Source organism: Knoellia sp. Soil729, from assembly GCF_001427985.1.
Lineage (GTDB): Bacteria > Actinomycetota > Actinomycetes > Actinomycetales > Dermatophilaceae > Knoellia.
The window spans coordinates 1,053,575-1,064,674 of record NZ_LMSA01000001.1 but is presented as its reverse complement, the minus strand read 5'-3'; the positions used below and the strand labels follow the sequence as shown (position 1 = coordinate 1,064,674).

Below are 11,100 nucleotides of genomic sequence, written 5' to 3'. Positions count from 1 at the left end.
CCATAGGAGTCGAAGTACTCCTGAGCCCCCTTCCTGTCAACCTGAGTGTGAGTCACTTGGGAGGTTGGAATGCGGCGGAACTGGTCGTCGGTGGAGAAGGCGTCGATGGTGGCGGAGTACTTGGTGCTTCCGCACGGCACGAAGCTGGCGTGGCTGGCTGAGCGGGGTGTCACCGCGAGCATGATGAGTGAGTGGCGTAGGGCGTACCTGTTCGGGGATCTGGACCGTGCTCTGGTGCCTCGGGATACTTCGACGATGAACGTGTCGGACGCGGCTCGGGTGCGGCAGCTGGAGCTCGCGCTGCAGGCCGAGCACACTGCCCGCCTTGCCGAGGGTGAACAGTTACAAGCCGAGCTCGAGCGGATGCGGCAGGTCAACGATGCTTTGGGAAAAGCTATCGGGCTCTTGCACGACCGCGCCGTCAGGCAGGAGCCCGAGGCCGAGTCCTGAGCGAGTGCGACGCCGCGGCGTATGAGGCGTTCCTGGACGTGGAGAACGCCCTGGTTGGTGAACTGACCGGGCTGGGGTTGGCCCTGCGCAAGGTGTTACCCCTGCTGGGGTTGGCGTCCTCGACATGGCACTACCGCACCCATCCCCGGCCCAGGGTCACCGGTCCGGTCCCGCAGTCGCAGCGGGCCTACGCGAATCGGCTCGAGCCGGCCGAGCACAAGCAGATCCTGCACCTGATCAAGACGGCGTTCGCCCGCGGCGACAGCGTCTTCCAGGGCTGGTACGACGCGTTGGACGCCGGGGACCCGGTCGCGTCAATGTCGACGTGGTACCGGCTGGCGCGCCGGCTGGAACCGGAGCGGCCGACCCGGCCGCGCCGTTCACGGCGGGCCACCGCGATGCCGCAGTTCGAGGCCACCGCGCCCAATCAGGTGTGGTGCTGGGACATTTCGAAGCTGCCGGGCACCTACCTGGGCCAGTGGTACTGCCTGTACGTCGTGCTCGACGTGTTCTCTCGTTACGTCGTGGGCTGGCGGGTTGAGGAGGTTGAGGACGACGACCTGGCCAAGGCCATGTTCGAGCAGGCCATCACCGGCCAGGGCGGAACCGTGCCGCGGATCGTGCACTCCGACGGCGGGTCCTCAATGATGTCGAGCACCCTGGCCGAGCTGTACCGCGACCTGGGCATCACCCGATCCCGCAACCGGCCACGGGTGTCCAACGACAACCCCCACATGGAGTCGTGGTTCAAGACCGCGAAGTACCACAGCGGCTACCCCAAGAGCTTCACCGACCTCGACCACGCCCGAACATGGGCCCAGTCCGTCATCACGCCCTACAACAGCGGCCACCACCACTCCAGCCTCGAAGGGCACACCCCCCAGGCGGTCCACGACGGCAGCTGGGTCCACACCCACCGACAACGCGCGGCGATCCTGGAGGCTCTGGCACTGCAGCACCCCGACCGCTACCGCAGCCAGCGCTCACTGCGCACGCCCTACGCCACCGTCCGCCTCAATCAGAAAAAATCGGAAGAACGACTCCAAACAGGTTGACAGGTTCCGGTGCTACCGCAGCCAGCGCTCACTGCGCACGCCCTACGCCACCGTCCGCCTCAATCAGAAAAAATCGGAAGAACGACTCCAAACAGGTTGACAGGTTCCGGCCGTCCCGAAGTACTCGTCTTTGAAGGTGTCATTCGGCATCCACTGGGTCGGCGCCATGATGCCCTCAGCAGTGGAGGCGCCGAGTTCCTTGACAAAGGAGGCCTCGGTCGGTGCCTGCACCATCAGGACGTACTTGGGTGCCCAGCCCACGTCACGCATCGTGCGAGTCGCCAGCAGGCCGATCAGCGTTGTGCCTGCCTCCACGAACGCATCAGGGTTTTTTGCCTTCATCTGCCGCATAGCTCCGGTGATGTCGGTGGCATCGGCGGGAACAGATTGTACAGAGACCACATCGAGGCCGAGTGCCTTCGCCTTCTCAAGCGTCGCATTCTTGACATCGGTCATGGGCGCATCATCGGAGTGCATCACGGCGATGGTCTTGACCCCCTGCTCCTTGAGGGCCTCCAGTCCGCTGGTGGTGTAGTCACGAGTCAGGGTCAGGGGGCTGAACACATACTCATTTCCTTGGTTGAAGACGCTGACCGCCGCCGCCCCGCCGGCGAACATGATCTTCTTGTACTTAGCGGTGATCGCCGAGGTCGCGATCGTCAGACCGGAGGAGTAGGGGCCGAAGATGAAGTCGACCTTGTCCTGGCTGATCAGTCGCTGCGTGAGCTTCACTGCGGTTTCGGGCTCAGACTGGTCGTCGTAGTAGATGACCTCGACCTTGCGTTTCGTGCCGCCGACGTCGATGCCGCCGCGGGCGTTGACTTCGTCTGCCCACATCTCGTAGCCACGCTTGGTCGACTTTCCCTCGATGGCGAACTTGCCGGTCTCCGAGACGGCCGCCCCGACCTTGATAGGACCGCTGTCGCTCCCGTTCGTGGTGGTGCTACCGCCGGCACCGCAGGCGGTGATTAGTGACGTGGCCAACGCGGCCGAGATGGTGATCAAACGGCGTGACATGGTGTGCCTTTCGTGGGTGAGTCGTATGTGTCAGACAGGCTTTCGTGGGTACTGCGGTCTGCGTTGTTTCCAAGCACTCGTGCTGGATCGACACGCACTTCGGGCGGAGCAGGGATGCCGGTCGAGTTTCGGTTGAATCCTCAGACGTTTCATGTGATGCTAAACGTCGGACTGTTGGTTGACAACCCCCCGGCCATCAGATCTCCACTGAAGACGCGTCATCTGAAGCTAGAGAAGGAGCCACCGTGAGCATTGATGAACTCGGTAAGAGCGATACGAACCCATCCACGGGTGCAGTGAGTGGTGTGGACACCATCGCGGCACAGATTGGGCGCTGGGCGGCTGACGTCACGATGGAGGAGGTGCCCGAGAGGGTCGTCGAGCGGGCGTTGCTGCACATCTTGGACTGCGTCGGGCTTGCGTACGCCTCATCAAACTACGACTTCGCCAAGCGGGCACTCGCCGCCGTCTCCGAGTTTGGCGCAGGAGACACCCCTGTCATTGGGCACAGTGTTCGGCTCAGCCCTCGTGATGCCGCCCTCCTCAACGGGGTGCTGGTTCACGGGCTCGATTACGATGACACGCACCTCGGTGGGGTGATCCATGCGTCGGCTAGCGCCCTCCCGGCTGCAATTTCGGTCGCAAGCGACCGGCACCTCCCTGGCAAGGACCTGCTCCTGGGCTACCTGATCGCGCTGGAGGTCAGTTCCCGGGTCGGCGCCGCCGCCAATAGTGGACTGCACGCCCACGGCTTCCACCCAACTGGCGTGGTGGGTGCCTTTGGTTCAGCGGTGGCAGCAGCTCGGCTCGGCGGCCTGAACGCCGAAGGCATCGCCACGGCGCAAGGCTTCGTCGGAAGCCTTGCCAGTGGAGTGATGGAGTTCCTAGAAACGGGCGCGTCGACCAAGCGGGTTCACCCGGGATGGGCCGCAGCCAGCGGTATCACCGCGGCGGCGTTCGCGAAGCACGGATTCGAGTCCCCCCCAGCCATCTACGAGGGCCGTTTCGGGCTCTTTGCGCTGCATACCCCGCTTGGGCATGAAATCGATCTGTCGAAGGCGACTGAGGGCTTCGGGTCCGACTGGGAGCTCCTTCGCGTTGGCATTAAGCCGTATCCCGCGTGCCACTTCACCCATGCGTTCGCCGACGCGGCGCAAATCCTGCTCGACACGCACGGATTCGCGCCTGCGGACATCGAGTCGATCACGTGTCTGGTGCCCGAGGAGATCGTGCCGGTCGTCCTTGAGCCCGCAGCTAACAAACTACGTCCTCGCTCGGACTACGACGCGAAGTTCAGCCTTCCGTTCATCGTCTCCGCCATCTTCAACCGAGGCCGGTTCACCCTGGCCGAGCTCGAGGATGATGTGCTGCGCGACCCCCAGATCCTGGACCTCGCAGCCAAGGTGAGCTACCAGGCGGATCCCAACAAGACCTTCCCCAAATACTTCCACGGCGAAGTTATTGTGCGACTGAAGGACGGTCGTGAGCTCCGCCATCGTGAGAACGACAACCGCGGCTCTGAGGAGCGCCCCCTGTCGCGTGAGGACATCGAGGCCAAGTACTACGACAACATGTCCTTGGCGACCAACCGGGCCCACGGGCAGCGCGTGCATGAGGCGGTTATGGGGCTCCTAGACGAGGGCGACAGCGCCAACTTCGCTGAGGCCCTGAGGGGTTGAGAGAGAGTTTGACGGCACGCTGGACCTCTCCGGGGCCCGTCCGTTACGCGGCGGCGAGCCGGTGACGGTCACCAAACCTGAGCCCGCGGTCACTCATTCGAGGATGGATAGGGCAGGGGTGCCACGTCGCACGGTTCTCCTGATGCCTTATCGGGCCCAACGTCCAGGGCTCAGTGAGTACGCCGTGCCCGAGTGCGTAGGAGAAGGCATGTCTGAGCCGCGCAAATGATGAAAGTTCCGCGCTTGGCCTCGACGATGCTCGCTGCCAGCGCGATGACGACCCTTGGCGCTGTGCCCGTCTTCCTTCTCAGTGCGCAGTCGGTCTTTGTTCGATCCGACCTCAAGTTCGACGAAGCCCACTTCGGACTCGCGGCTAGCTGCTTTTTTGCTTCGGCAGCTGTTGCAGCCATGCTCGGCGGGAGGTGGGTCGACCGACTCGGCAGACGAAGGAGCACCATCCTGGCGGGACTCCTCGCCTGTGCTGGGGGTGTCGGTATGGCAGTCGTCGCTCATTCATACGCCGTCATGGTTGCGATGCTTATTCTCTTGGGCTTTGCAAACGCGGCCCTCCAAATAACCTCGAATCTGTCGCTTGCCACCGCGATCCCTCTCAACCGTCAGGGGCTTGCCTTCGGTGTCAAGCAGTCTGCCGTCCCCTTCGCTATTCTGCTGGGCGGCATCTCGGTTCCGACGGTCGGTGCACTGGTCGGCTGGCGCTGGACCTTCGGAATCGCTGGGATTGCTGGCGTCTTGGTCCTGGCCAGCGCCTTCAACCTGCCGGACGACAAGGGTGCTCGAGCGAAAGTTGTAGTCGGCCCCGAGCGGCCCCCGACAGGTGCCATGGCCCTGACGGTCTGTGGCATGGCCGTAGCGAGTGCATCGGTGAACTCCTTGGGCGCCTTCATTGCCTCCTGGGGTTTCGAGGTTGGCATGAGCCCGGCTCAGGCGGGCCTATTGATGGCGGCTGGCAGTGGGCTCTCGATCATCGCTCGCATACTCACTGGGCACCTCGCCGACCGGCGCAACGGTGGCAACTTGGCTGTGGTCATCAAGCAGCTATTAATCGGAGCCCTGGCATTCCTCGCGATCTCGGTCGGAACGATCCCCACCCTATGGGTGGCCACAATCATCGCCTTCGTGCTGGGGTGGTCATGGCCGGGCCTGCTGTTGTTCGCGGTGGTGCGCGTTGGCCGCGGAGCTACCGGCGCGGCCTCGGGGGCTCTGCAGGCGGGGGCATTTGTCGGGGGGGCCGCTGGACCGGTGCTCTTCGGCATCCTCGTGTCGCACACTAGTTACCCGGTCTCGTGGCGGGTGGGTGGGGGATTCATGTTGCTCGCGGCAGGACTGCTGGCATTGGCTCGCAGACAGTTTCTGCTGGATCTGGCTGTTCGTCCGCTAATCCGTTGACTCGTGTCCGTTTGCAATTGCGCGCGGCACGAAGGTGTAGCGCGCTCGCCAGCTGGGCGCGACGACCGGGTCACACAGGACGGTGGTCTCGTTGGTCGACTCTCTGAGCCGCTCATATTGACCTCTTCCGGTATGCCACGAGGGTGTAGATCGGTTCGCCGCGCTGCCCGAGGCCGACGAACGTTGTCTCACCCGCCGGGTCGAGACCGTGTCGGGCGGCGTGCGTGGTCACGAGGCTGCGGGCGTCGGTGACGGGGCGTCCCTTCGCTCTGGTGGACGTTCCTGCCCTTGGCGTTGCGGAGCGCGGGTCGATGGCCCGGTGGTTGGCGACGGCCTTGTCGACCGTGGTCACGAGCAGCCCTCCAGGCCGGAGCACGCGCGCAGCCTCGCCGATGATGGGCTCGGCATCCGGGACGAGATGGAGAAGCCACACCATCGTCACCACGTCCAGGCGTCCGTCGGCGACAGGCAAGCGCGTGGCGTCGGTGGCGACTGCGGCGCCAGGGAGGCGGTCGTGCGCATGCCGCAGCATCTCAGGGACGAGGTCGGCTACGGCCACCCGGAACCCGAGAGCGGCCAGCTCGCCGCTCACGATGCCCGTGCCGCCGGCGACGTCGAGCAGGGTCCAAGCGACACGCCCACCACTGTCAAAAGGGGGCTCCCGTGGGCTGGTGAGGTTGATGATCGCCTCGGCCGCCGCGCGAGCCCGGGGGAGGCCGCCCCGAGTCTCGTCGTAGCGGGCGGCCTCCTCGCTGTAGTCGAGAGGCATGGTCAGATCCCGGCGACCGGCCGGTCGCCGATCGGCTCGGCTGCGGCCTCGAGGCGCCCGGTCGCGGTCTGTCGACCATGCACGTCCAGGACCTCCGACCCCAGCTCCACGCCACCCTTAGCCGCGACCACCGTCAGCGTCTGCGGCCCGATCATGGGGGAGACGAGGCGGTACGCGAACTTCCGTCCGAGGATCCCCTGCCCCTCGCGGCGGTGGAGCTCACCCATCATCAGCGCCTGGAGGGGGCCGTGGACAACGAGGTCGTCGTAGCCCTCGAAGGCCACCCAATTGTGGTCGTAGTGGATCCGGTGCGCGTTGTACGTCAGGGCCGAGAACCGGAAGAGCAGCGCTTCGTCGACGCGCAGGGTCAGCGCGGGCTCCCGCGGTGGCGAGGGCGGCTGGTCGTCGAGAGTGCCGGCGTCGAAGGCGACGCTGGAACCCTCTGCCCGGTAGACGATGTCGTGCTCGTCGACGATCGCAAGCTCGCCGCCTTGGCTGATCTCGTGCCGCAGGGTGACAAAGCTGAGCGCCCCGGTGCGGCCCTTCTTCTCGACCTCGTTCGTCACGCGGGTGAAGCGGGTGGCTTCCTCGTCGAAGTGCAACTCGCGCAGCGACGTGACCCGCCCACCGGCATACATCCGCTTGCGTCCCGGGCCAGGCGGGGCGGGCAGTCCCGAGGTCGGGTGCCCGTCAGGTCCGAGGTCGGCGTGCGGCCGGCGTTCGAGCAGGTGGATCCAGTGCCACATGGTCGGCAGCGTCTCCGTCGGCGCGGGGATGCCAAGCAGGCCGGCGAGTGACTCGCTGGGTTCGCGGGTAATGAGCTCGGTGCGAGTGACCGACTTCGGTGGGGTGGTCATGCGTTATCTCCTCTTCGGGGCACGAGCTGGCGGGCGCGCCTGAGCACGGGGGGTCGACCATCCGGCCGTCGACCCGGACGGCGCCTGACACGGCCCCGCTGCGTCGGCAAGCACCCGGCGAGCCCACGAGCGCTCCTCGGCGCTCGGCGCAAAGGCGGCGTTGACGGTCTCGACCTGGTGCGGGTGGATGCAGAGCTTGCCGGCAAGGGCGGCGACTACGCCCGTCACGGTGCCACGCTTCCGCGCTTGACGAGCTGGCGAGCGATGACGTTGCGCTGGATCTCGTTGGTGCCCTCGCCGACGATCATCAGCGGCGCGTCGCGGAAATAGCGTTCGACGTCGAACTCGGTCGAGTAGCCGTAGCCGCCATGGATCCGGACGGCGTTGAGGGCGATCTCCATCGCCACCTCGGACGAGAAGAGCTTGGCCATGCCGGCCTCCATGTCCGAGCGCCGGCCGAGGTCGTACTCGCGGGCAGCGTGCAGGGTCAGCTGGCGTGCGCCCTCGAGCTTCGTCGCCATGTCCGCGAGGTAGTTGCCAATGCTCTGGTGCTTCCAGATCGGCACCCCGAAGCTTTCCCGGTCCTGCGCGTAGCGGAGCGCGTCCTCGAGGGCGGCGCGACCGACGCCGAGGGCGCGACCCGCAACCTGGAGGCGGCCGATCTCCAGGCCGCGCATCATCTGCGCGAAGCCTTCGCCCTCCCGTTCGCCGAGCAGGGCGGACGCCGGAGCCGTGAGGTTCTCGAAGACGAGCTCGCAGCTCTCGACACCCTTGTAGCCCAGCTTGGGTAGGTCACGGGAGATGGTGAGGCCTTCGGCCCCCTCGCGCTTGTCCACGAGGATGATCGAGACGCCCTTGTGGCGGGGCTCCGCCTGCGGGTCGGTCTTGACGAGCAGGGCGACGAGGTCGGAGTGGCGGGCGTTGGAGATCCACGTCTTCGACCCGTTGATGACGTAGGAGTCGCCGTCGGTGCGGGCGTTGGTGCGCATCGCCTGCAGGTCGGACCCGCCGCCCGGCTCCGTGAGGGCCATCGTCGCGCGCAGCTCGCCGGTCGCCATGAGCGGCAGATACGTGTCCTTCTGCGTCTGGGTGCCGTAGTCCTGCAGCAGTTTGGCGACGACACCGTGGCCGCCGGCGGCTCCGGCCAGTGACATCCACCCACGGGACAGTTCCTCGGTGACGAGGACGTAGCAGGCAGCGCTCACCTTCGTCTCACCCCATGGTTCTCCGATGGCGAGGCCGTAAATGCCGATGTCCTTCATCGTCTCGATGAGGGCCTTGGGATAGGTGTTGGTGTGCTCGAGTTCCTGAACGACGGGCTTGACGTCGCGGTCCACGAACTCGCGGACGAGGTTGACGATGGCGCGTTCCTCGTCGGGCAGGTCGATCATGATGCATCTCCTTGAGGAGTCGGGGTGCCATTGAGGACGGCAGCGGGGGTGGGGAGGTGGTCGGTCAGGACCACGGAGGCGTCGGCCCACGTGAGGTCGGCGGCGGACAGGCCGGTGCCGTCGAGGCAGTCGGCGAACTTGTGGTCGAGCTGGGCGCCGGTCGGAGGATTTCCCGGCGACCCGGGCGGGTCGACAAGCTCGGCAGTGTGGACCCCCGTCGCGGACTCGACCGTGAGCTCCACGCGACCCGAGAGGAGCTGCTGCGCGTCCTCGTCGTGCAGGTCGACCTCGAGACGGCGCAGCAGAGCCTGGAGTGCCGGGCGGTTGACGCCGTCGTCGCTGAAGGTCGCGAACCCGCAGTGCTCGTCGACGAGGGCCGCGGCCACGGCGTACTCGAGGCTGAACTTCGCCTCGAGGCCCGTCGTGGGCCGATGGTGGATGAGCGGCTTGACCGTGCCGCGGGGGGTGCGCACGAGGATTCGGGTGATCGCGTTGGTGTCCTCGACGGCGGACCGCAGGGATGCCGCGGCACCGATCGGTCGTTGGAGCGCGTAGCAGCACGGGAAGAGTTTCACCGCGAGCCCGTCGGGGATCGCTGGCCCAGCCAGGTCGATGGTGTCGGCTGTGGCACCGACCAGTCGAAGCCACGCGTCCACCACTTCGAGCTCTGCGGTGACACCTGCTGCTGCGAGATGGGCGGCGCGCACGCCGGCATCGACGGCGAAGCCGACCTGGAGCGACTTCGCGTCTGTCCCGAAGGCTCGTTGGACGCCACCGGACGCGGGAACGGCGAGCGCGAGTGCGATGGCCGTCCGCTCGGCGTCGAGGCCGAGGGCGATGGCTGCCGTTGCGGCGGACGCGAGCGCGCCCGAGGTCGTCGTCGCGTGCCAGCCGGCCGAGTAGTGGTCCCAGCCCAGGGCAGAGCCGAGCCTGGCCATGACGCCGGCGCCGGCGAGGTAGGCACGGGCGCCGCCTGCGGTGTCCAAGGCCACGGGGACGCAGATGGTGCTGATGTGGGTGGTCGACGGCATGTGCAGGTCGTCGAAGTCGACGACGTGGCTCGCGACCGCCCACCGTCCGGCTCGTCCCAGCACGCCGATCTGGTGCAGCAACGGTTCGTCACGGGCGCAGAGCGCCGCCGCGACGGTGTCCTGCAGCGACCTGTCGGCCAGGGCAAGGTCTTCGGGTGTGGGGTCGAGCGCGACGGCCCAGTCGGCGAGCTGTCGGGCGGTGGTCATCTGGTCTCCTGAGGAGTCAGGCCGAATTCCGCGAGCACGGCATCCGTGTGCTGGCCGACGGCGGGGACGGGGTTCATGACGGGTTCGTCGCCGTCGAGGGTGGCGGGAGGCGCGAGGGCCCGCAGCGTTCCGACGGGACTCGCGACCTCGCGCCAACGGCCACGGGCCTCGAGCTGTTCGTGGTCGAAGAACTGCCGCATGTCGCGCAGTCGCGCGTTGGCGATACCGACGGTTTCGAGGCGCTCGATGACCTCATCGGTTGTCAGCTCGGCGAAGGCCCGAGCGATCTCCGCCGAGAGGTCGTCGCGATGGGCGACGCGTAGGGAGTTCGTGACGAAGCGGTCGTCGGTTGCCAGGGCGGGTTCGCCGAGGACGTCGACGCAGAACTTGGCCCACTCGCGCTCGTTCTGGATCCCAAGGAAGACCTGCTCGTCGCCGACGCAGGGGAAGGGCCCGTACGGCGCGATCGCCGCGTGAGAGGCGCCGCTACGTGCGGGGTCCGTGCCGCCGTAGGCGGCGTAGTACATCGGGAAGCCCATCCACTCGCCGAGTGCCTCGAGCATCGAGATGTCGACGGTGGCCCCCTCGCCGGTCTGCCCTCTGCGCAGGAGCGCCGTGAGGACGCCGGTGTAGGCGTACATGCCCGCGGCGATGTCGGCGACGGAGATCCCGACCTTCACAGGTGTTTCGGGTGTGCCGGTGATGGAGACGAGTCCGGCCTCGCACTGCACGAGCAGGTCGTAGGCCTTCTTCGTCGTGTAGGGCCCGCCCGGCCCGTAGCCGGAGATCGATACGTGGACGAGGCGCGGGTTGGCGGCGCGCAGCTCGGCAGCGCCGAGGCCGAGTCGCTGGGCGGCACCCGGGGCGAGGTTCTGGACGAAGATGTCCGCCGAAGCGACGAGCGCCCGCAGGGCCGCGAGACCCTCCTCCGACTTGAGGTCGAGAGCGACGGACTCCTTCGACCGGTTGAGCCAGACGAAGTGCGAAGACATGCCGTCGACGGTCTCGTCGTAGTCGCGGGCGAAGTCACCCGGGCCTGGGCGTTCGACCTTGATCACGCGTGCGCCGAGGTCTGCGAGCTGCCGCGTCGCGAAGGGGGCTGCGACGGCCTGTTCGATGGACACGACGGTGAGTCCGGTGAGGGGCTGCATGAGGTCACGTTCCTTGAGGAGTGGGATGTGGGAAGAGTTGTGGGCTGAGAAGTAATGCGGAGATGGCGCGCAGGTGGGCGGGCCTG

The 11,100-nt window shown here is 66.6% G+C and carries 11 protein-coding genes; 4 read left to right on the top strand and 7 right to left on the bottom strand.

The annotated features are described in order from the left end of the window. Positions 1 to 182 (bottom strand): hypothetical protein (locus tag ASG74_RS17570; RefSeq protein WP_235498809.1); only part of this gene is annotated, 182 nt, incomplete at its 3' end. Between the two features lie 73 nt (positions 183 to 255). On the opposite strand from ASG74_RS17570, the gene ASG74_RS17565 reads away from it, so the two are divergent. Beyond that, entirely contained in the window at positions 256 to 450 is a 195-nt protein-coding gene (locus tag ASG74_RS17565) for a hypothetical protein (RefSeq protein WP_235498808.1), read from the top strand. A 38-nt stretch (positions 451 to 488) separates the two neighbouring features. Then, positions 489 to 1,505, top strand: coding sequence for an IS3 family transposase (locus ASG74_RS04875; RefSeq protein WP_056139474.1), 1,017 nt, complete (start codon positions 489 to 491; stop codon positions 1,503 to 1,505). A gap of 63 nt (positions 1,506 to 1,568) precedes the next feature. Here the strand turns inward: ASG74_RS04875 and ASG74_RS04870 are convergent, their stop codons facing one another. Then, positions 1,569 to 2,510 carry an amino acid ABC transporter substrate-binding protein gene (locus ASG74_RS04870; RefSeq protein ID WP_056139472.1) on the bottom strand — a complete coding sequence of 314 codons (942 nt, stop codon included), beginning with the start codon at positions 2,508 to 2,510 and terminating at the stop codon, positions 1,569 to 1,571. Positions 2,511 to 2,767: 257 nt separating this feature from the next. On the opposite strand from ASG74_RS04870, the gene ASG74_RS04865 reads away from it, so the two are divergent. Together ASG74_RS04865 and ASG74_RS04860 are read left to right on the top strand one after the other, a co-directional pair. After that, on the top strand, positions 2,768 to 4,201 hold the full coding sequence (locus tag ASG74_RS04865; RefSeq protein WP_200942513.1) for an MmgE/PrpD family protein: 1,434 nt from the start codon (positions 2,768 to 2,770) through the stop codon (positions 4,199 to 4,201). A gap of 243 nt (positions 4,202 to 4,444) precedes the next feature. After that, complete coding sequence (locus ASG74_RS04860; protein WP_162252780.1) at positions 4,445 to 5,608, top strand: MFS transporter; 1,164 nt, start codon at positions 4,445 to 4,447, stop codon at positions 5,606 to 5,608. Positions 5,609 to 5,720: 112 nt separating this feature from the next. Here the strand turns inward: ASG74_RS04860 and ASG74_RS04855 are convergent, their stop codons facing one another. From ASG74_RS04855 to ASG74_RS04835, 5 genes are all read right to left on the bottom strand, one after another. Further along, positions 5,721 to 6,377 (bottom strand): class I SAM-dependent methyltransferase, encoded by a 657-nt coding sequence (locus tag ASG74_RS04855; protein ID WP_056139468.1) that lies wholly within the window; start codon positions 6,375 to 6,377, stop codon positions 5,721 to 5,723. A gap of 2 nt (positions 6,378 to 6,379) precedes the next feature. Beyond that, positions 6,380 to 7,234, bottom strand: a complete 855-nt coding sequence (locus ASG74_RS04850; protein ID WP_056139466.1) for a hypothetical protein — start codon at positions 7,232 to 7,234, stop codon at positions 6,380 to 6,382. Between the two features lie 224 nt (positions 7,235 to 7,458). Beyond that, the gene (locus ASG74_RS04845) at positions 7,459 to 8,625 is read right to left on the bottom strand and encodes an acyl-CoA dehydrogenase family protein (protein WP_235498807.1); all 1,167 of its coding nucleotides are present in this window, start codon (positions 8,623 to 8,625) and stop codon (positions 7,459 to 7,461) included. Further along, positions 8,622 to 9,863: an MmgE/PrpD family protein gene (locus ASG74_RS04840; RefSeq protein WP_056139464.1), complete on the bottom strand. Its 1,242-nt coding sequence runs from the start codon at positions 9,861 to 9,863 to the stop codon at positions 8,622 to 8,624. The genes ASG74_RS04845 and ASG74_RS04840 overlap by 4 nt, the downstream gene beginning before the upstream one ends. Then, a complete protein-coding gene (locus tag ASG74_RS04835; RefSeq protein ID WP_056139461.1) occupies positions 9,860 to 11,014 on the bottom strand; it encodes a CaiB/BaiF CoA transferase family protein in 1,155 nt (384 codons plus the stop codon). Before ASG74_RS04835 ends, ASG74_RS04840 begins: the two co-directional genes overlap by 4 nt. Between the last annotated feature and the right edge of the window lie 86 nt (positions 11,015 to 11,100).

What these genes read in the sequence shown, in the direction of transcription:
- ASG74_RS17565 (WP_235498808.1), top strand. Translation starts at nt 256, where the DNA reads ATGAACGTGTCGGACGCGGCTCGGGTGCGGCAGCTGGAGCTCGCGCTG.
- ASG74_RS04855 (WP_056139468.1), bottom strand. Translation starts at nt 6,377, where the DNA reads ATGCCTCTCGACTACAGCGAGGAGGCCGCCCGCTACGACGAGACTCGG.
- ASG74_RS04850 (WP_056139466.1), bottom strand. Translation starts at nt 7,234, where the DNA reads ATGACCACCCCACCGAAGTCGGTCACTCGCACCGAGCTCATTACCCGC.
- ASG74_RS04845 (WP_235498807.1), bottom strand. Translation starts at nt 8,625, where the DNA reads ATGATCGACCTGCCCGACGAGGAACGCGCCATCGTCAACCTCGTCCGC.
- ASG74_RS04840 (WP_056139464.1), bottom strand. Translation starts at nt 9,863, where the DNA reads ATGACCACCGCCCGACAGCTCGCCGACTGGGCCGTCGCGCTCGACCCC.
- ASG74_RS04835 (WP_056139461.1), bottom strand. Translation starts at nt 11,014, where the DNA reads ATGCAGCCCCTCACCGGACTCACCGTCGTGTCCATCGAACAGGCCGTC.